This is a genomic window from Ruminococcus bicirculans (ex Wegman et al. 2014), assembly GCF_000723465.1.
Lineage (GTDB): Bacteria > Bacillota > Clostridia > Oscillospirales > Ruminococcaceae > Hominimerdicola > Hominimerdicola aceti.
Window position 1 is genome coordinate 572,737 of record NZ_HF545617.1, and the last position, 19,825, is coordinate 592,561.

Consider the following 19,825-nt stretch of genomic DNA (forward strand, 5'->3'; position numbering starts at 1 on the left):
TTATTGTATGAAAAAACTAATGCTTGGAAACGAGGCGTTTGCAAGAGGTCTGTATGAGGCAGGCTGTAAGGTTGTATCATCTTACCCTGGTACTCCGTCAACTGAGATAACAGAAGCTGTTGCAAAATATGACGAGGTATATGCTGAGTGGGCGCCTAATGAAAAGGTGGCAATGGAAGTGGCTCTTGGTGCTTCTATAGGCGGTGCAAGAAGCTTCTGCGGAATGAAGCACGTTGGTCTTAACGTTGCTGCTGACCCTCTTTACACAGCAGGCTACACAGGCGTAACGGCAGGTATGGTAATAGCTGTCGCCGATGACCCTGGTATGCACTCGTCACAGAACGAGCAGGATTCACGTCACCATGCTATCGCTTCTAAGACAATGATGATAGAGCCTTCCGATTCAGGAGAGTGCAAGGAGTTTGCTAAGGCTGCTTTCGAGCTTTCTGAAAAGTTCGATGTTCCTGTTATCGTAAGACTGTCCACCAGAGTTTCTCACTCTCAGTCAGCCGTTGAGCTTTGCGAGAGAGAGGAAAGGGAGAATATCCCATATGAAAAGAATATCCAGAAGTATGTTATGATGCCTGGTAACGCTATCCGCCGTCACCCTATCGTTGAAGCAAGAATGAAAGCTATCGCTGATTATGCCGAAACTTCACCGCTCAATAAGGTAGAGATGAACGATACAAAGATAGGCGTTATCACAAGCGGTATCTCATATCAGTATGCTAAAGAGGCTCTGGGCGACAAGGCTTCATATCTCAAACTCGGTATCGTAAACCCAATGCCAATTCAGATAATAAAGGACTTTGCCGCAAAGTGCGAAAAGGTCTATGTAATCGAGGAGCTTGACGATGTTATCGAAACACACTGCAAAAAGAACGGCGTGAACGTTATCGGCAAGGAACTGTTCAGCCTTATGGGCGAGATATCACAGACTATCGTTGCTGAAAAGATACTTGGCGAGAAGACTGAGTATATCACATTTGAGGATAACGTGCCTGTAAGACCTCCTGTTATGTGTCCGGGATGTCCTCACAGAGGTCTGTTCTATTGCCTGCATAAGCTGGGCGTTATGGTATCAGGCGATATCGGCTGTTACACTCTCGGCGCAACAGCACCGCTTTGTGCTATGGATTCAACTATCTGCATGGGTGCTTCTATCAGCGGACTTCACGGATTTAACAAGGCAAGAGGTGCAGAGGCTGAGAAGAAGTCTGTTGCCGTTATCGGTGACTCTACATTCATGCACAGCGGTATGACAGGTCTTGTGAACGTTGCATATAACTCCACAAATTCAACTGTTATCATTCTCGATAACTCTATCACAGGTATGACGGGTCATCAGCAGAACCCTACAACTGGTAAAAACCTTAAGGGCGACCCTGCTTATGCCGTTGACCTTGAAATGCTCTGCCATTCACTTGGTATCAAGAGCGTAAGAGTCGTTGATCCATATCACATGGCTGAAACAGAGGCTGTTATCAAGGAAGAGCTTGCCAAGGAAGAACCAAGCGTTATTATTTCAAGACGTCCATGCGCACTTCTTAAATATGTAAAGCACAATCCACCACTCAAGGTAAACAAGGATAAGTGCGTTGGCTGTAAGCAGTGCCTGAAGATAGGCTGTCCTGCTATATCTATCCATGACGGCAAGTGCGTTATCGACCATACACAGTGCGTAGGCTGCGGCATATGCAAGGAAATGTGTAAGCTGGGTGCGATATGCGACTAATGATAACATATATTTCGAGGTGTAAATAATGAAAACAAGATCAATTATGATAGTGGGCGTAGGCGGACAGGGTTCACTGCTTGCGTCAAGAATAATAGGAAACGTGCTTCTCTCACAGGGGTTTGATGTCAAGGTCAGCGAGGTACACGGAATGAGCCAGCGTGGCGGCTCTGTTGTTACATACGTTAAGTACGGCAGCGAGGTATGCTCGCCTGTAGTTGAAAAAGGCGAAGCTGATATCATCATCAGCTTTGAACAGCTTGAAGCCGCAAGATATGTTTCATATCTCAAGAAGGGCGGACATATCATCACTTCAACTCAGCAGATAGACCCAATGCCTGTTATCACAGGTGCGGCTGTTTATCCTGAGGATATCATAGGCAAGCTTAAAGCAGAGGGCGTTGACGTTATCGCTGTTGACGCACTGGCACTTGCGGAGCAGGCTGGTACTGCAAAGGCTTCAAACGTTGTTCTCATGGGCGTTGTGTCAACTAAAATGGCTTTTGACGAGGACGTTTGGCAGAAGGCTCTTGAAAACTGTGTTCCTGCAAAGTTCCTTGAACTGAATAAAAAGGCGTTCGCTCTCGGCAGAGAGGTAAAATAATGGACGAGATAAGCGGTCTTATCATAAAAATGACCGAGTTTTTCAGCGGCGACCCTAAGCGTATACAGCACTTTATAAAGGTGCATACCTTTGCCCGTGTTATCAGCAGGGCAGAGGGGCTTGATATCCGCACTATGTACTGCCTTGACGTTGCGTCGGTGGTGCATGATATAGGCATAAAGCCTGCGGAGGAGAGATACGGCAAGGGTCACTGCGGCGGAAAGCTTCAGGAACAGTTAGGTCCTGAGCCTGCACGGAAAATGCTCACAGAGCTTGACTTTGACGAGGATATCATAGACAGGGTGTGCTTTCTTATCGCACATCATCACACCTATGAGGGCGCCCAGGGGCTTGACTGGCAGATACTCTTGGAAGCCGATTTCCTTGTGAACGCTTTCGAGGACAGCCTTTCCAAAGAGAGCATAAAAAGCTTCCGTGACAAGGTGTTCAAAACGAAAACAGGCATTAAGATGCTTGAAGAAATGTACGGCGTATGATACTTGTGCAAAGTTGATACCCGAGTAATATGACCGAAACCATTTTAACAGGAGGTGTGTTCCAATGGGAAAATATTGGAACGAAGAGATCGAGTGCATGGCACACGAGGACATGAAAAAGCTCCAGAGCGAAAGACTTGTCAAACAGGTCAAGCACGTCTGGGACAATGTGCCATACTACAAGAAGCTTATGGAAGAAAAGGGCGTAACGCCTGATGATATCCACGGCATTGAGGACCTGCACAAGCTGCCGTTCCTTTCAAAGGCTGATCTGCGTGAGGCTTATCCTTACGGTCTGCTTGCAAAGCCGCTTTCAGAGTGCGTGAGAATACATTCCACAAGCGGAACCACAGGCAAGAGAGTTGTGGCTTTCTACACTCAGCATGATATCGACCTTTGGGAAAATTGCTGTGCAAGAGCTATAGTTGCCGCAGGCGGAACAAAAGACGACGTTTGCCACGTTGCATACGGCTATGGACTTTTTACAGGCGGAGCAGGTCTTAACGGCGGCTCTCATAAGGTGGGCTGTCTTACACTGCCGATGTCATCAGGAAACACAGAAAGACAGATACAGTTCATGCAGGATCTCGGTTCTACTATCCTGTGCTGTACTCCGTCATATGCCGCTTATATAGGTGAAACTGTAAAGGAAATGGGCATAAAGCCAGAGGAGCTTACGCTCAAAGCTGGTATCTTCGGTGCTGAGCCTTGGACGGAGGAAATGCGTCATGAGATAGAGAAGCTTCTTGGTATCAAGGCTTACGATATCTATGGTCTGACAGAAACAAGCGGTCCTGGCGTAGCTTTCGAGTGCGAAGCACAGTCTGGTATGCACATCAATGAGGACAACTTTATCGCAGAGATAATCGACCCTGACACAGGAGAGGTGCTTCCTGAAGGCTCAAAGGGTGAGCTTGTATTCACAAGTATCACAAAGGAAGCTTTCCCTCTGCTGAGATACAGAACAAGAGATATTTGTATTCTTACAAGAGAGAAATGCTCATGTGGCAGAACTCTCGTCAAAATGTGCAAGCCAATGGGCAGAAGCGATGATATGCTCATCATTAAGGGCGTAAACGTGTTCCCATCACAGATAGAGTCAGTGCTTCTTAAGATATCAAAAGCAAGCCCTAACTATCAGATAGTCGTTGACAGGGTGAACAATTCTGATACTTTCGAGATAAGAGTCGAGCTTAATGACGATATGTTCTCTGATACTGTCAAGTCTATCGAGGATCTTGAAAAGAAGATATCAAACGATATCCATAATATCCTTGGCATCAAGGCGAAGATAAGACTTGTTGAGCCAAAGAGCATTCCACGTTCTGAGGGCAAGGCAGTAAGAGTTATCGACAAGAGAAAGCTTGTCTAAAAGACAGGGGGTAATTTTATGACAGTAAAACAGCTTTCGGTTTTTATTGAAAACAGACCTGGCAGATTGTCTGCCGTTACAAAAATACTTGGGGATAATGATGTGAATATCCGTGCAATGTCCCTTGCTGACACAAAGGATTTCGGTATTCTCAGACTTATCGTTGACGATTTTGAAAAAGCAGTTTCAGCCTTGAAGACAGAGGGCTTTTCCGTTACTACCACTCAGGTGCTTGCAGTGGAGATAAATGACCGCCCAGGCGGACTTTCAGAAGCAATGAAAGCTCTCTACAATGACAACATCAGCGTTGAGTATATGTATTCTGCATTCATAAACACTAAGGAAAACACGGCTTATCTTATCCTTAGAGTGGAGAACGTTACAGCCGCTCTGGAAGCTTTGAGTGAAGCAGGATTTGCACTTATCTCACAGCAGGAATTGGCAAGCATTTAGCTGATTAGTAAATACTAACTGAAAAATCACTTAAAATCTATGTGAAATTTTTATGAAATGCCGAAAACCTCTTGATTTTTTCAGAAAATGTGTTATTATATAAGTATAGTATTTGATATGATACTTGTAGAATTTATGCAAGGAGGTCTGTGAAAATGGCTTATAAGATTAGTGATGAGTGCATCGGCTGCGGCGCTTGCATGGACGCATGTCCAGTAGGAGCTATCTCCGAGGCTGACGGTAAGTGTGCTATTAACGCTGACGAGTGCATCGACTGCGGTTCTTGCGCAGGTACTTGCCCTGTAGGAGCACCTCAGGCTGAGTAATTTACTTAAACTAAGAGAAAACGTCTGTCATATGGCAGGCGTTTTTTTGCACTTATTTTTTTGTGTATTAGTTTTCAGCACACTATCATAAAACTGTCACATTGGCGGAGTATCATATAAATACAGTAAGAGAAAGACAAAAAGATGAAATTTACACATATACTTTTTCTCCATATATACTTCATATACTTCAAAAAGGGAACGCTGGCTTGTGCCTGCGTTCTTTTTTTGCGTGGGTGATTTTGTGGATAGATATGTAAAATATCGTGGAAAATATGGGCTTTTGTATCGCAGGTGTCCGTTTTTCGGTATTATTAATAAAAGTTTTGCGAAATTTGTTAAAAGTGATAAAAATAGAACCCTTATTGTCGTTCCTGGGATATAAAGTGTACAATGGTTGTAACTTAACGTTCATATAAACTTCATAAACGAACGAAAAATCGGCTTGAAAATTACAATTTGATTACAATGCCCCTTGACTTTTGTAACCTTATTCATTATAATATGGTTTAGTTTATCACATTTGAAAGGAGCGTTCTGAATTGGGTTATTTGAAGTCGGGAATATCCCGCTGTGTGGCTGTGCTTTCTGCCTGCGGAGTTGTGACAGTATCTGCTGTGACTTTTGCGACACTTGATAAAAACGTTATCCAGCCATGTGCAGTCATGCCGCCTGAAAATGCAAAGGTCATTTCTGCTGTTTCTGACAAGAAAACATCTGAGCAGATCGGGGATATCACAACTGTTCTTACAACATCAGCCGTCAAGGAAACTGCGAAAAATTCTCAGACCGAGGCTGTAAAGGCTGTAAAAATTGCAAAAAGCGAAACAACAAAGTCAGCTTCCGAAACAGCTTTGAGATCAGAGAGCGTAACGACCTCTGTAATATCACAGAAGCCAGCGTCAGTGACCGCAGTGCAGAGCGTGACTTCCGCTGACACAAAGCTTAGCATATCAGTAAGCCTTGTGACAAAGAAAACTCAGCAGGCTTCAAAGTCTGAAACAAAGGTTTCTGCTGTTACTTCCGTCCCTGTCAGCACTACTGACAGCGATACTGTTGCTTCAAAGGCTACAAAAAAGACTACAACAGTGAAAACTACTACTGCAAAAACTACTACCACTGCAAAAACAACAACTGCCCCTGTTACGACCACAACGCCTGGGGTGACTACTACCAAGAAAAAGACCACCACCGCTAAGGTGACAACAACTAAAAAGCCTGTTACAACTACAATCACTGCGCCTGTTGTCGACAACGGCAAGACCCCTGCACAGCGACTTAATTCTGCAGTGCTTGATCCAAAGGCGACGCTCAGCGCAAAGGAAGAAAAGATACTTCTGAAATATCTCCATAAGATAATATCAGATGATATGACAAACTACGAAAAGGCTGTGGCTTGCTACGATTATATTATAAAGAACACGGTCTACGATTACGGCGGCTGGGCAAATCCTGTCAAGGCTGTTCTTGAGGACGGTTACGGCACTTGCACAGAATATTCTTACGTTTACGCTGCAATGCTCAACTACATAGGCTTTGACGCAAAGACCGTTGACGGCAAGACCGCTATGGCGGCAGGCGGTTATGGCTATCATATGTGGGTGGAGGTAACGATAAACGGTCAGGTATATGTTATGGACCCTCAGGTGGACGATAACATGAGCTGGGGAGCGTATATCTCCCATGACCGCTTCTGCAAGACCTACAGTGAGGTCAAGAACAAGTATATAAAAGACTGATATTGTATCGGGTGGAGTTATCTGCCCGATATTTTTTTACGGTGTTTGCGTGTAGTTTGTTTGCAGTACGTTTATTTGTACATTAAATGAGAATATCCGGCATTCTTTTTGTGACAAATTTTTCAGCCTATCCTATAGACAAAAGGAAAAAAGCGTGATATAATTATTCTTGATACATTGTCGGCAAATGCCGAACGTCATTTTGTACAGGAGGATAATTGATGACGGAAAATTCCACAAAGATAACGAAAAAGCCTGCGACATCTGTGAAGAAAAACAGCTCTGTCAAAGGTTCGTCAAAGAATAAGAAAAGAAAGAAAAAACGCAACAATATCGGCATTATCTGCGGCACTGCAGCAGCGGCTATCATAATAGTTGTGGGCGGAGGATATTTCATTGGAAGAGCTTACTATAGCAACAGATTTCTGAGCGGCACAACAGTGAATGGCATTGACGTGGGCGGAAGGACATTTGAACAGGCTTGCGACCTGCTCGGGGTGAACGATATGCCTTATGAGCTTACGGTCAAAACTATCGACGGCACGCCTGTTGTTTTCAAGACGGCTGATTTTGATTACAGACTAAGCGGCAAGGACGAGCTTCAGAAGATCTATGACAGCGTGAACAGAAAAACATGGTTCTCTGGATTTATACAGAACTCCACCTATAGTTTTAATGAGGACATCACATTTGATGTTGAGAAGCTTCAGAAGCTTGTGGAGAAAGCAAACTGGGGCGATGTTGAAACTGCTGATGCAAAGCTTGGCCTTAACGAGGATAAGACGGCTTATGTTATCACCCCTGAGGTGCAGGGAAACAAGATAACCGATATGAAAAAGCTTGAAGCTTATGTTACGCAAAGCGTGGCGGCAGGTGAGCTTAGCGTTGAGCTTGACAAGGACACAGGTTGTTATTCTCTTCCAAAGGTGAAGAGCGCAGACCTTGAGGACGATTGCAAGAAACGAAATGATGTTTTCCAGCTTTCTGTCACATACGATTTTGACTACACCACAGAAACTCTCACGGGCGAGGAGCTTATGAAGATCATAAAGCTCAAAGATGACGGAAGCTACACTGTGGATAGAAAGAAAGCCATGGAGTATGTGGAAAAGCTCGCAAAGAAATATGATACATATAATACTAAGAGAAAATTCCACGCCACTTTGCAGGGCGACATAATCGTGCCGACAAGCTCTGATGCTAAATACGGCTGGTGGATAGATCAGGAAAAGACTTGTGACGATCTTGTGGATATGCTTGAAAAGGGCGAGAGCGTTGACAAGGTAGACCCTATCTATTACAGTACCGGTTATTTTGACTTTACAGGCGTTGAGTCTGCGAGAAGCAAGGACGATGATATAGGCGACACTTATATTGAGATAGACCTTACCGACCAGCACTTGTGGTATTATGAAAAGGGCAAGAAAAAGCTCGATACCTATATAGTTTCAGGTCAGACCACATCTGAGGCGAGAACAACTCTCCCTGGTGTTTATAAGCTGTGGTCAAAGGAGACCAACAAGCGCATGAAAGACACAAATGCCGACGGTGACGAGTGGGATACAAAGTGCAACTTCTGGAACAATGTTTCTCTCTGCGGAATAGGTCTTCACGATTCAACGTGGCGAGGCGGATATTTCGGCGGTGAGATATACAAATACAACGGCTCTCACGGCTGTATAAATATGAGCTATGACGACGCTAAATATGTTTATGACAACGTGCCTTACGGTACACCTGTTGTTATGTACTACAAGTCTGCGGATAAATAATAAGGACGGTCAAGGTATCATGCCTTGACCGCTTTTTGTAAGGAGTGTTTTTTTATGGAAAAGATATTATACAGAGAGGGCTTTACGGCTGAGGAGCTTCCAAACGAGGTGATAGAGCGTATCAAAGGCGTTTCCTATAAGGAAAATCCCCATGTGAAGCTGGGCGACCTTGCCTATCTGCGTGTGAGATATTATGACTTTGAGCATAAGGTGCAGTCGGGGGAGCTTATCGTGGCGAGGAAGCTTGCGCAGGAGGTTCTGGATATCTTATATGAGCTTTTCGAGGGCGGTTATGAGATAGAAAAAATCAGGCTCGTGGACGAGTATGACGCTGATGATGAAAGGTCAATGGCGGATAACAATTCCTCTGCCTTCAACTATAGGGTGGTGGCTGGTACCAACACTATCTCGGCTCACAGCTACGGCAGGGCGATAGACATAAACCCTCTTATAAATCCTTATATAGTGGGGAATAAGGTCATGCCTGCCAATGCTACAGAGTATGCAGACCGTGACAAGGCTTTTGAACACAAGATTGACAGAACAGACCTTTGCTATTGCATTTTCAGACGTCATGGCTGGAAATGGGGTGGTGACTGGAACAATTCTAAGGATTATCAGCATTTTTACAAAGAGTACGATTCTCCGCTGAAAATGGCTGTAAACAAGCTGAAAAGAGCGTTGTTACGTTAGTTTACAAGGTTTGCCTAGGAAAGCGATATGAAATCATAAGTTATATATGTATACCGATTAACTAAAAATTAATAATGAATTTATGCAAGTTTTATCATTCGCTCTTGCATTTTGCTGTAATGTGTGTTATAATGATTAAGCCGTCAAAAAAGACGGCAAAAGGCTATTTTCTTGCATTTGTGCGAAAAACCACGCTTTGGGTTTACTTGCGCTTATGCAGGATTGCAGGATTTTAATTTCTTCCTGCAATTTTTTTGTTAAAAACAGCTAAAAATCGGCTATGAGCCGTGAAATAACATACGTTGCTGAACGATAAGCTATAATTTTTTTTACAGTTTGGCAGGAAAGGGTGATAAAAATGGAACGCATGGAGGATATGACTAATGTAAAAAGCCTGTATTCACCGAAATTCGAGCATGATAACTGCGGAATAGGTGCTGTTGTGAACATTAAGGGCAAAAAGAGCCACGATACTGTTGCAAATGCGCTGACTATCGTTGAAACGCTTGAGCATCGTGCTGGTAAGGACGCAGAGGGCAAAACAGGTGACGGAGTAGGTATCCTGCTTCAGATCTCACATAAATTCTTCAAGAAGATCGCCGCCGCTGAGCTTGGGATCACGCTTGGCGAGGAGAGAGATTATGCTGTTGGTATGTTCTTCTTCCCACAGAACGAGCTTGCGAGAAATCAGGCAAAGAAGATGTTTGAGATAATCGCCGAAAAAGAGGGTCTGGAGATCCTTGGCTGGAGAGTCGTTCCTGCAAAGCCTGAGGTGCTTGGCAAGAGAGCTGTAGAGTGTATGCCTGCCATAATGCAGTGCTTCATCAAGCGTCCAAAGGGCGTTAAAAAGGGCCTTGACTTTGACCGCAAGCTATATGTTGCAAGACGTGTGTTCGAGCAGTCGAATGAGGACACCTACGTTGTATCACTTTCAAGCAGAACTATAGTATATAAAGGAATGTTCCTTGTGCAGGATCTTAGAAAGTTCTTCCCTGACCTTCAGGATAAGGACTACGAGTCTGCTATCGCTATGGTACATTCAAGATTTTCTACCAACACAAACCCAAGCTGGCAGAGGGCGCATCCTAACAGAATGATCGTTCACAACGGTGAGATAAACACTATCAGAGGCAATGCTGATAAAATGCTCGCCCGTGAGGAAACGATGAAGTCTGAGCATTTGAAGGGCGACCTCGATAAGGTCACACCTGTTGTAAACACAGAAGGCTCTGACTCTGCAATGCTCGACAACACGCTTGAATTTTTGGTCATGAGTGGAATGGATCTGCCGCTGGCTGTCATGATAACGATCCCTGAGCCATGGGATAACAATGGCACGATGAGTCAGGCTAAGAAAGACTTCTATCAGTATTACGCAACTATGATGGAGCCATGGGACGGACCTGCTTCTATCCTTTTCTCTGACGGAGATATCATGGGTGCAGTCCTTGACAGAAACGGTCTGCGTCCGTCAAGATATTATATCACAAAGGACGGCAATCTTATCCTTTCATCTGAGGTTGGCGCACTTCCTATCCCGTCAGACAATATCGTTGAAAAGGAGAGACTTCGCCCGGGCAAAATGCTTCTTGTTGATACTGTTCAGGGCAGAGTTATCGACGATGACGAGCTTAAGGAATACTATGCTTCAAAGCAGCCTTACGGCGAGTGGCTTGACAGCAACCTAGTCAGACTTAAAGACCTTAAGATACCAAACATCAAGGTAGAGGAACACGGCTACGAGGAAAGACAAAGACTTCAGAAAGCTTTTGGCTATACCTATGAGGACGTTATGACATCTATCCTGCCAATGGCAAAGAACGGCTCTGAGTCTATTGCCGCTATGGGTACAGACAGCCCGCTTGCAGTGCTTTCAAAAGAGCCTCAGCCACTGTTCAACTACTTCAAACAGCTCTTTGCACAGGTAACAAATCCGCCTATAGACGCTATCAGAGAGGAAATAGTCACCTCCACAACTGTCTATATCGGTGAGGACGGCAACATTCTTGAAGAAAAGCCTGAAAATTGCAAGGTAATGAAGATACACGACCCTATCCTTACCTCAACAGATATCCTTAAAATAAAGAATATGCACATTCCCGGCTTTAAGGTAGCTGTTATCCCTATACTTTATTATAAGAACACAAGACTTGAAAAGGCTATAAACAGACTTTATATAGAAGCAGACAAGGCGTTCAGCGAGGGCGCAAATATCCTTATCCTTTCAGACAGGGGAGTTGACGAGAACCACCTTGCTATCCCGTCACTGCTTGCAGTATCAGCGATTCATCAGCACCTTGTTGTTACAAAGAAGAGAACATCTCTTGCTATTATCCTCGAAAGCGGTGAGCCTAGAGAAGTTCATCACTTTGCAACACTGCTTGGCTATGGTGCTTCCGCTATCAACCCTTATCTTGCTCAGGAAACTATCCACGAGCTTATTGCTGACGACCTTCTCGACAAGGATTACTATGCCGCTGTTGACGATTATAATGCGGCTGTTCTCCATGGTATCGTAAAGATAGCTTCAAAAATGGGTATCTCTACTATACAGTCATATCAAGGCTCACAGATATTCGAGGCTATCGGTATCGGTCAGGATGTTATAAACAAGTATTTCACAGGTACAGTCAGCAGAATAGGCGGTATCACTATCTCTGATATTGAAAAGAACGTTGACAGACTTCATACATCAGCCTTTGACCCTCTTGGACTTGGCACAGACACAGAGCTTGAATCAAGAGGAAGCCACAAGTTCAGAAGCGGTAAGGAGGAGCATCTCTACAATCCTCAGTCTATCTATCTGCTCCAGCAGGCTGCAAGGACTGGTGACTATGAAACATACAAGAAGTATTCAAAGCTTATCTCTGAGGAAATGGATCCTGTGAACATCAGAGGTCTTATGGATTTCAACTTTGCTGAGAATCCTGTTCCGCTGGAGGAAGTTGAGAGCGTTGACTCTATTGTAAGAAGATTTAAGACGGGCGCTATGTCATACGGCTCTATCTCGCAGGAAGCTCATGAAGCACTTGCTATCGCAATGAACAGACTTCACGGCAAGTCAAACTCAGGCGAGGGCGGTGAGAGCCTTGACAGACTTCTCACAAAGGGTACTTCTGAGGACAGATGTTCAGCTATCAAGCAGGTGGCTTCGGGACGTTTCGGTGTAACTTCAAGATACCTCACATCTGCTGATGAGATACAGATAAAAATGGCACAGGGCGCAAAGCCTGGCGAGGGCGGTCATCTCCCTGGCAAAAAGGTTTATCCATGGATAGCTAAAACAAGACACTCCACACCTGGCGTGTCGCTTATCTCACCTCCGCCACACCACGATATCTACTCTATCGAGGACTTGGCTCAGCTTATCTATGACCTGAAAAACGCAAACAAGAACGCAAGAATTTCTGTAAAGCTCGTTTCTGAGTGCGGTGTTGGTACAGTTGCAGCAGGCGTTGCAAAGGCAGGCGCAGGTGTTATCCTTATCTCAGGCTATGACGGCGGTACAGGTGCGGCTCCGAGAAACTCTATCTACAATGCAGGACTTCCATGGGAGCTTGGACTTGCAGAAGCACATCAGACCCTTATCAAGAACGGTCTTAGAAACAAGGTCGTTATCGAAACAGACGGCAAGCTCATGACAGGCCGTGACGTTGTTATCGCAGCGATCCTTGGCGCAGAGGAGTTCGGCTTTGCAACAGCTCCGCTGATAACACTCGGCTGTGCAATGATGAGAGTATGTAATCTTGATACTTGCCCATTTGGTGTTGCAACACAGAACCCAGAGCTTAGAAAGAAGTTCCCTGGCAAGCCTGAATATGTAATGAACTTTATGATATTTGTGGCTTCCGAGCTTAGAGAATATATGTCAAAGCTTGGCGTAAGAACAGTTGACGAGCTTGTGGGAAGAATTGACCTTATCAAGCCAAAGGCTGGTATCACAGGCACTGCGGCACAAGTTGACCTTTCTAATATCATCAACTCTGATTACGTTTCAGAAAAGGTAGAATACAACAAGAAATCCAAGTATGACTTCAAGCTTGAAAACACTCTTGATGAAAAGGTACTCATGAAGGAGTTCGAGAAAAATCTTAAGAGTGGTGAGAAGAAGTCTATCACAGTAAATGTCAAGAACACAGACCGTTCATTCGGTACTATCTTCGGCTCAGAGATAACAAGAAAGTATTATAACACACTTGCTGACGATACATACAAGATAGTCTGCAACGGCTCAGGCGGACAGAGCTTCGGCGCATTTATCCCGAACGGCTTGACCCTCGAGCTTGTGGGCGACTCTAACGATTATTTCGGCAAGGGACTTTCAGGCGGTAAGCTCGTTGTTTATCCTCCGAAGGATTCCACTTTCAAAGCCGAGGACAATATCATTATCGGTAACGTTGCACTTTACGGCGCAACAAGCGGTAAGGCGTTCATCGACGGTGTTGCAGGCGAGCGTTTCTGCGTAAGAAACTCAGGCGCAGTGGCAGTTGTCGAGGGTGTTGGCGACCACGGCTGTGAGTATATGACAGGCGGCTGTGTGGTAGTTATCGGCAAGACGGGCAAAAACTTTGCGGCAGGTATGTCGGGCGGTGTAGCTTACGTTCTTGACGAGGACAGACACCTTTACACAAGACTCAACAAGGAAATGGTACTTTTCTCTGAGGTCAAGGAGAAGTACGATATCATTCAGCTCAAAGACCTTATCCAGCAGCACGTTGACGCAACAGGCTCTGAAAAGGGCAAGCGTATTCTTGATAACTTTGAGGAATATCTGCCTAAGTTCAAGAAGATAATCCCTCACGATTACAAGAAGATGATGTCTGCTATAGCTTCAATGGAAGAAAAGGGTATGAGCAGCGATCAGGCGCAGATAGAAGCATTCTATCAGATCATCAACGGCAAGCAGTAAGCCTGCGCACATGAGAGATATTGTACTTTTAAAATCGAAAGGAGGATATACTTGCCGTGAAAGCAAGTATAGTTGAGATATGGGAAAGCCAACTGGTTTTATGGACTATAAGCGTGAGGACGCAGCAGCGTTCTCCGTTGAGGAACGTATAAAGAATTTTAATGAATTTCACACTCCTCTTTCAAAGGAGGAGCAGCAAAAGCAGGGTGCAAGATGTATGGACTGCGGTGTGCCGTTCTGTCAGGCAGGAATGAAGATAGGCAACGCATTTTCAGGCTGTCCGCTTAACAATCTTATCCCTGAATGGAACGACCTTATATACAAGGGCAACTGGGAGCAGGCATATTACAGACTTCATATGACGAACAATTTTCCTGAGTTCACATCAAGAGTTTGTCCTGCACTTTGCGAAAAAGCCTGCACCTGCGGAGCTAATGGCGACGCTGTTACCACAAAGGCTAACGAATACGGCATTATCGAAAATGCCTATGCCTGCGGATATGCTTCAGCAAGAGTGCCAAAGGTAAGAACAGGAAAGACTATCGCTGTTATAGGCTCAGGCCCATCAGGTCTTGCTGCCGCTGACCAGCTCAATCAGAGAGGTCACAGTGTAACAGTTTTCGAGCGTGAGGACAGAGTGGGCGGTCTGCTTATGTACGGCATACCGAACATGAAGCTTGAAAAGCAGATAATCGAGCGCAAGATAAACATAATGAAAGAAGAGGGCATCGAGTTCCGCACAGGCGTTAATGTGGGCAAGGATATCACAGCGGCTGAGCTTCTCAAGGACTTCGACAGAGTAATACTTTGTTGTGGTGCTTCAAACCCTAGAGATATCAAAGCCGAGGGCAGAGATGCAAAGGGTATCTATTTTGCAGTGGATTTTCTGAAATCCACAACTAAGGCGCTGCTGAACGGCGGTCTTACGGATAAAAACCACATTTCCGCAAAGGGCAAGAACGTCATGGTAATAGGTGGCGGAGATACAGGAAATGACTGCGTTGGTACAAGCGTAAGACATGGCGCAAAGAGCGTTTTGCAGCTTGAAATGATGCCAAAGCTTCCTGACACGAGAGCCGAGAACAACCCATGGCCGCAGTGGCCAATGGTCTGCAAGACAGATTATGGTCAGGAGGAAGCTATCGGTGTGTTCGGTCATGACCCGAGAGTTTATCAGACAACTGTCAAGGAGTTTCTCAAAGACAAAAAGGGCAATCTTAAGGGTGCAGTGCTTGTAAAGCTCTCTCCGGAGAAAGACCCTAAGTCAGGCAGAACGATAATGAAGCCTGTTGAGGGCAGCGAATACAAGGTAGAAGCCGAGCTTGTTCTTATTGCGGCAGGCTTTCTGGGATCTGAAAGCTATCTCACAAAGGCTTTTGGCGTTGAGGTAGACGGCAGAACGAATATCGCAACAGCCGACGGCACACATCAGACGAACGTGAAGAACGTCTTTGCCGCAGGCGACGTGCGCAGAGGACAGTCACTTGTAGTATGGGCTATCAGAGAGGGCAGAGATGTTGCCCGTGAGGTGGATAAGAGCCTTATGGAGTATACAAATCTGTAATACGAGATAAAAATATAACACCGTCCGAGGAGTTCGGGCGGTGTTTTTTGTGTGTAGGGTATCGTACCCATGGGCGGCGACAAAAAAATCCGCTACCATAAATGATAGCGGATTTGGGTGCAGGGACACGTCCCTGCTGTCTTGCTGATACCAAATGGATGCTCAGTTCAAACATCCAATTTTACGCTGCCAATCAATCTTCGTTATACTCATCTATCATTCTGCAGTACTCTTTTTCCTCGCAGTCAATATAATCCTTAGCGAACTGCTCCGCTTCTTCGAGACTGTTTTCCAGCAGTTCAAAATCCACAGTAGCCGAAAAAATATCTATCTCAAGCTGTTCGGACTCATCTGCAAAAACTTCAATAGTAAAACCCTCACAACGGACATCATTTCCATCCTTATCCTCCCGAAGCAGATCACTGTCGGGAGTTATTTTTACATGAAACCCTTTGTATTTCAAACCGCAAACCTCCTTAAAATTTCATCTGAAAATCATCAATGTCGTAATATCCATCATAATCTTCCGCACAATATTCTTCGTCAAATTCATCATTTACCATATGTTCAATCTGCAGTGAATTTTCCAAAGCTGTCTGAAGATAACTTTTATCTAAACCGTTTTCTCTATACCCCTGCAAAATCGTATTGTAATACTGTCTACTCGGAGGAGCGATCTCTCCTTGGTTCATCAGATACGCCATACCCTCAACTTCTTTGCCGTCCAGCTCAAAAGACATTTTTTCTTGCCTGTAAAGTCTCGGATAACCCTCATAGCGATTTAAAGCTGGCAAATCTCTGTCGTCAAGCTCCCAGATCAGAACAGGAACGCTTGCTCCTTTTTTCGGAACAATAGTCGCAACGCCTCTGAATTCCAACTCAAAATCCTTAATCTCAGATGTTCCCGCAACCCTTGAATGCGGACATCTGTATGCCATCTGTTGCAAATTAATGTTGCTGCCGTATGCAATATATAACTGTTTGTTTTTCATCTTCGACCTCCGATCTACATAGCCATTTCTATGTCTAAATCTTGATCTTCTTCAAAGCCCTCACATTCGCTCTCTGTCGGCTCAGAAATCTCATCGGGTACATTTTCGTTTAACTCCCGAATCTCGCTTACAGGCTCAACACGCTGCTCACGGGCGGCGATACGCTCCTGTCTGAGCCTTTCTCGCTGAGCTATGGCTTGCTCGGGATTTTTCCAAGCAATATTGCCCTCAAGATGAGAAAGCAAGTGTTTGCGGCAGTTCTTGAATTCCTGTCCGTTCAGTCCTATCCGGATAAGCCATGTTCTGAACGTATAACGAGGATTTTCACTTTGCGTTACCCGTGGGCTTGCAGATTTCTGCGTTAACGCCTGATTGCTGACCGCCAGAACCAGCGAAATATACGCCCTGAGCACGCCTGCATTCAGGCAGCTGTTGAAAGCTCTCACTTCAATATTGTTATCCGTAAAGACGGGATGTAAATTTAAACACCTGTACCGTGACGGATCGTAATGTGAGTGATAATCGGCGTCATCTCCGTACCAAAGCCGTTTTATGGTCTGTAAACTCGTCGGCTTTCTTCTGTTCAATTCTTCAAGAAAGTGCTTATCTACCTTTTTGCAATAATTCCGTTCACGGTTTGAATCTACCTGTAAAGCCTGATACAGCATATCTGATGTTTGACAAGCAAAATCCAAAAAACTGACAAGCAAAACGCAAAAAAGTGATGAAATGTTTCAACAAAACGAAACACTCATCACTTTTTTTGAATTATCGAGAATTTTTGAAACGTATTTTTTACAGCTCTAAAATGTCATTTAAATCGCATTTTAAAAATCTGCAAATCAGCTCAAGATGTGAAAATTTGAAACCGACAGCGATGTTATTGCAAAGCTGTGAGATTGTGGACGGTCTGATGCCTGTCGCCTGCGCAAGTTCAGCCTGAGTAATGCCCCTGGAATTAAGCAAAGCCCTTAATTTTACTCTCATGATTACCTCCGGTATGTTTTTTACAACATAAATAACGAAATCCGTTATTTATTCTCTAAAAAAAATACTAGAAATTTGTGATTATTACCTCTTTGAAATCACCTGATGAAAGACTGTTATTGCGGGTGACCGCCTGAATATTGTAGTCTTTATACAGGTCTCTCACATACTTGTCATCGTTGTACGACAGTACAAATCTGCCCTTGATCTGGTGAAGAACTCTGCAGAGCCGCTCATGGTCATCCTCGGTAAATTTAACAGTGTAATGCCGCTCTGTCTTGTGGTATGGAGGGTCGCAGTAGAATAAAGCTTTCTCACGGTCGTATACCTTGATAAGATCCTCAAAATCTTTGTTTTCGATCACTACTCCATCCAGTCTTGCCTCGATATCTGCGAAATTATCTGTGTTAAGCCGCTTTTTGTTGCAGCCGAACGTTCTCAGACTTGCTCCGAAGCCTGTCTTGACAAGCACATAGAACATAGCAGCCCGCTGAATGTCTGTAAATCCGGTTACAGATATGCGCTCACGGCAGTCAAGGAACATTTCCCGGCTGTTTAAATAGTATTTTATCTCCTTTTTAAGCTCATCAGAATGATATTTTAAGCATCTGAAAAAGTTGACCAAATCACTGTTGGCGTCATTATAGATCTCTAGATCAGCGTGTTTGCCTTTTGCAAAAAGTATAGACCCGCCTCCGCCGAATACATCGATAAATCTGTTGTAGCTTTCAGTAGGCGGGAAAGACTTGATGATCTTACTTTTAAGCTGGCTCTTTCCACCAATCCATGGTATTGGACTTTTCATAAATATGACCTCCTTTTAATATAGTATACAGCTCCGAGCGGATTGCCCGGAGCTGTTACTTTTAAATCTTTTTAAGCCAATCAGCAACAACATAATAATGCTTGCGACCAAGCTTGATTTTTCTCCAGTAGTGACCGTGATGAAATTCATAAAAATCATCAGCGACTTTTACCGGAGTATTATCTTCGAGAACGCCAACGATCGTTCCGGCGGTGAAGTTGCAATCGCTCCTGTAATTAAGCCTAGTGACTGTCACCATTTGGCTGTATGATGTTTCTTTTGTATCCATAAGCTACTCCTTTACTTTATCGTTGCAGACAGCTTTTTAATAAATTTAGTCCCCGCAATACCGTTCTGAGTATAGCCCCACTTTTTCAACAGAGCATTGACCGCCTTTAGGGTACCGTCTCCGAACGTGCCGTTGTTGTCAAGTTTGTACCCTGCCAGCATAAGGAGCTGTTTCAGTGCAAGAACTCCATCGGATTTATCACCTTTCTTAAAGCCCGAACTGTCAAGTACCTTAGACGTGCTTGTGTTAGTAGCCTTAAACCCGTTAAGCCCCTTAGCCTTTATCACAGATGGGTAATCCACATAGCAGTAATCCATGTCTACCGGCACGGAAACACCGCTGACCTTGCCCGTTGAACTGTACTGCCACATACCGTATGTGCCGCCGTAGTTGCACTTGCTGTTGTATTCTGCAATCCACAGTGCATAGCGTCTTGCGACATCATTTGTTATGTAAGTCTGGAGCGGACTGCGGCTGATATACAGACCTGCGAAGTAGCCTGCTTCCTCCAGCGCAGTGCAAAAAGTTTTTACCATGTCGGAGCATACCGTTTTACCGCGTGCAAAAGCTTTCTGCCACTCCAGATCAAAGTAAATCGGGTATTCAAAAGTTTTGCCCTTGATGTAATCGAGACAAAGAACTGCGTCCTGTTTCGCACCGGATACCGTTGTCTGCCATGTATAGTAATATGCACCGACGTCAAGCCCAGCTGCCTTTGCATTTTTGTAATGCGTTTCAAAAAGCGGGTCTTTTACTACACAGTTCTTCGTGTGATCCCAGTTATTGCATCTGATAATAACAAAACTGTAGCCCGCCGCTTTGACCTTTGCGAAATCTACGTTTGTCTGATACATAGAAACATCAATGCCTTTAATTGTCGCTGCCATGATAATTATCCTCCTTGTTATTTTTATAGTTTTTCTGATACTGCGTGCCGAAATAGAACGATATCACCACAGTAAACACCGTGATGAACTGCTCTGCTGAAATCGTGCGGCGCAGTGCCAGCACGCAAAACACCGCTGTCAACAATATCGTCACGATAGACTTGACGTCTATAAGCTTTGCAAATTTCTGTTTCATATCTT

General features: G+C 44.5%; 19 protein-coding genes. 11 read left to right on the top strand and 8 right to left on the bottom strand.

The annotated features are described in order from the left end of the window. The first annotated feature begins 7 nt into the window (after positions 1-7). The 11 genes from iorA (at position 8) to RBI_RS13085 (ending at position 15,664) form a co-directional block, all read left to right on the top strand. Positions 8-1,735, top strand: coding sequence for an indolepyruvate ferredoxin oxidoreductase subunit alpha (gene iorA / locus RBI_RS13035; protein ID WP_041337509.1), 1,728 nt, complete (start codon positions 8-10; stop codon positions 1,733-1,735). Positions 1,736-1,763: 28 nt separating this feature from the next. Then, positions 1,764-2,339 (top strand): indolepyruvate oxidoreductase subunit beta, encoded by a 576-nt coding sequence (locus RBI_RS13040; protein WP_022287481.1) that lies wholly within the window; start codon positions 1,764-1,766, stop codon positions 2,337-2,339. Beyond that, positions 2,339-2,836, top strand: coding sequence for an HD domain-containing protein (locus tag RBI_RS13045; RefSeq protein WP_041337510.1), 498 nt, complete (start codon positions 2,339-2,341; stop codon positions 2,834-2,836). The genes RBI_RS13040 and RBI_RS13045 overlap by 1 nt, the downstream gene beginning before the upstream one ends. A gap of 64 nt (positions 2,837-2,900) precedes the next feature. Then, positions 2,901-4,208 carry a phenylacetate--CoA ligase family protein gene (locus RBI_RS13050; protein ID WP_041337511.1) on the top strand — a complete coding sequence of 436 codons (1,308 nt, stop codon included), beginning with the start codon at positions 2,901-2,903 and terminating at the stop codon, positions 4,206-4,208. Positions 4,209-4,226: 18 nt separating this feature from the next. Continuing rightward, the gene (locus tag RBI_RS13055) at positions 4,227-4,661 is read left to right on the top strand and encodes an ACT domain-containing protein (protein ID WP_022287478.1); all 435 of its coding nucleotides are present in this window, start codon (positions 4,227-4,229) and stop codon (positions 4,659-4,661) included. 155 nt (positions 4,662-4,816) lie between these two features. Next, positions 4,817-4,987: a DUF362 domain-containing protein gene (locus RBI_RS13060; protein WP_022287477.1), complete on the top strand. Its 171-nt coding sequence runs from the start codon at positions 4,817-4,819 to the stop codon at positions 4,985-4,987. A 542-nt stretch (positions 4,988-5,529) separates the two neighbouring features. Continuing rightward, the gene (locus tag RBI_RS13065; protein WP_041337512.1) at positions 5,530-6,726 is read left to right on the top strand and encodes a transglutaminase-like domain-containing protein; all 1,197 of its coding nucleotides are present in this window, start codon (positions 5,530-5,532) and stop codon (positions 6,724-6,726) included. Positions 6,727-6,947: 221 nt separating this feature from the next. Then, on the top strand, positions 6,948-8,498 hold the full coding sequence (locus tag RBI_RS13070) for a L,D-transpeptidase family protein (RefSeq protein WP_081856067.1): 1,551 nt from the start codon (positions 6,948-6,950) through the stop codon (positions 8,496-8,498). 54 nt (positions 8,499-8,552) lie between these two features. After that, entirely contained in the window at positions 8,553-9,191 is a 639-nt protein-coding gene (locus RBI_RS13075; RefSeq protein WP_041337513.1) for a M15 family metallopeptidase, read from the top strand. A gap of 358 nt (positions 9,192-9,549) precedes the next feature. Beyond that, the gene (gene gltB / locus RBI_RS13080; protein ID WP_148303627.1) at positions 9,550-14,100 is read left to right on the top strand and encodes a glutamate synthase large subunit; all 4,551 of its coding nucleotides are present in this window, start codon (positions 9,550-9,552) and stop codon (positions 14,098-14,100) included. A gap of 79 nt (positions 14,101-14,179) precedes the next feature. Continuing rightward, positions 14,180-15,664 (top strand): glutamate synthase subunit beta, encoded by a 1,485-nt coding sequence (locus RBI_RS13085; RefSeq protein WP_041337514.1) that lies wholly within the window; start codon positions 14,180-14,182, stop codon positions 15,662-15,664. 193 nt (positions 15,665-15,857) lie between these two features. On the opposite strand, the gene RBI_RS13090 is transcribed toward RBI_RS13085, so the two are convergent. From RBI_RS13090 to RBI_RS13125, 8 genes are all read right to left on the bottom strand, one after another. After that, positions 15,858-16,127, bottom strand: coding sequence for a hypothetical protein (locus RBI_RS13090; RefSeq protein ID WP_022126894.1), 270 nt, complete (start codon positions 16,125-16,127; stop codon positions 15,858-15,860). Between the two features lie 13 nt (positions 16,128-16,140). Then, complete coding sequence (locus RBI_RS13095) at positions 16,141-16,656, bottom strand: gamma-glutamylcyclotransferase family protein (RefSeq protein WP_022126893.1); 516 nt, start codon at positions 16,654-16,656, stop codon at positions 16,141-16,143. 14 nt (positions 16,657-16,670) lie between these two features. Then, positions 16,671-17,366, bottom strand: coding sequence for an amidoligase family protein (locus RBI_RS13100; RefSeq protein WP_367576875.1), 696 nt, complete (start codon positions 17,364-17,366; stop codon positions 16,671-16,673). A gap of 85 nt (positions 17,367-17,451) precedes the next feature. After that, the gene (locus RBI_RS13105; RefSeq protein ID WP_041337515.1) at positions 17,452-17,643 is read right to left on the bottom strand and encodes a helix-turn-helix domain-containing protein; all 192 of its coding nucleotides are present in this window, start codon (positions 17,641-17,643) and stop codon (positions 17,452-17,454) included. A gap of 67 nt (positions 17,644-17,710) precedes the next feature. Continuing rightward, positions 17,711-18,448, bottom strand: coding sequence for a DNA adenine methylase (locus tag RBI_RS13110; protein ID WP_041337516.1), 738 nt, complete (start codon positions 18,446-18,448; stop codon positions 17,711-17,713). Between the two features lie 61 nt (positions 18,449-18,509). Continuing rightward, entirely contained in the window at positions 18,510-18,737 is a 228-nt protein-coding gene (locus RBI_RS13115; protein ID WP_041337517.1) for a hypothetical protein, read from the bottom strand. A gap of 11 nt (positions 18,738-18,748) precedes the next feature. Beyond that, positions 18,749-19,624: a glycoside hydrolase family 25 protein gene (locus RBI_RS13120; protein WP_041337518.1), complete on the bottom strand. Its 876-nt coding sequence runs from the start codon at positions 19,622-19,624 to the stop codon at positions 18,749-18,751. After that, complete coding sequence (locus tag RBI_RS13125; RefSeq protein ID WP_041337519.1) at positions 19,608-19,820, bottom strand: hypothetical protein; 213 nt, start codon at positions 19,818-19,820, stop codon at positions 19,608-19,610. Before RBI_RS13125 ends, RBI_RS13120 begins: the two co-directional genes overlap by 17 nt. Between the last annotated feature and the right edge of the window lie 5 nt (positions 19,821-19,825).

What these genes read in the sequence shown, in the direction of transcription:
- iorA (WP_041337509.1), top strand. Translation starts at nt 8, where the DNA reads ATGAAAAAACTAATGCTTGGAAACGAGGCGTTTGCAAGAGGTCTGTAT.
- RBI_RS13040 (WP_022287481.1), top strand. Translation starts at nt 1,764, where the DNA reads ATGAAAACAAGATCAATTATGATAGTGGGCGTAGGCGGACAGGGTTCA.
- RBI_RS13045 (WP_041337510.1), top strand. Translation starts at nt 2,339, where the DNA reads ATGGACGAGATAAGCGGTCTTATCATAAAAATGACCGAGTTTTTCAGC.
- RBI_RS13050 (WP_041337511.1), top strand. Translation starts at nt 2,901, where the DNA reads ATGGGAAAATATTGGAACGAAGAGATCGAGTGCATGGCACACGAGGAC.
- RBI_RS13055 (WP_022287478.1), top strand. Translation starts at nt 4,227, where the DNA reads ATGACAGTAAAACAGCTTTCGGTTTTTATTGAAAACAGACCTGGCAGA.
- RBI_RS13060 (WP_022287477.1), top strand. Translation starts at nt 4,817, where the DNA reads ATGGCTTATAAGATTAGTGATGAGTGCATCGGCTGCGGCGCTTGCATG.
- RBI_RS13070 (WP_081856067.1), top strand. Translation starts at nt 6,948, where the DNA reads ATGACGGAAAATTCCACAAAGATAACGAAAAAGCCTGCGACATCTGTG.
- RBI_RS13075 (WP_041337513.1), top strand. Translation starts at nt 8,553, where the DNA reads ATGGAAAAGATATTATACAGAGAGGGCTTTACGGCTGAGGAGCTTCCA.
- gltB (WP_148303627.1), top strand. Translation starts at nt 9,550, where the DNA reads ATGGAACGCATGGAGGATATGACTAATGTAAAAAGCCTGTATTCACCG.
- RBI_RS13085 (WP_041337514.1), top strand. Translation starts at nt 14,180, where the DNA reads ATGGGAAAGCCAACTGGTTTTATGGACTATAAGCGTGAGGACGCAGCA.
- RBI_RS13095 (WP_022126893.1), bottom strand. Translation starts at nt 16,656, where the DNA reads ATGAAAAACAAACAGTTATATATTGCATACGGCAGCAACATTAATTTG.
- RBI_RS13105 (WP_041337515.1), bottom strand. Translation starts at nt 17,643, where the DNA reads ATGAGAGTAAAATTAAGGGCTTTGCTTAATTCCAGGGGCATTACTCAG.
- RBI_RS13110 (WP_041337516.1), bottom strand. Translation starts at nt 18,448, where the DNA reads ATGAAAAGTCCAATACCATGGATTGGTGGAAAGAGCCAGCTTAAAAGT.
- RBI_RS13115 (WP_041337517.1), bottom strand. Translation starts at nt 18,737, where the DNA reads ATGGATACAAAAGAAACATCATACAGCCAAATGGTGACAGTCACTAGG.
- RBI_RS13120 (WP_041337518.1), bottom strand. Translation starts at nt 19,624, where the DNA reads ATGGCAGCGACAATTAAAGGCATTGATGTTTCTATGTATCAGACAAAC.
- RBI_RS13125 (WP_041337519.1), bottom strand. Translation starts at nt 19,820, where the DNA reads ATGAAACAGAAATTTGCAAAGCTTATAGACGTCAAGTCTATCGTGACG.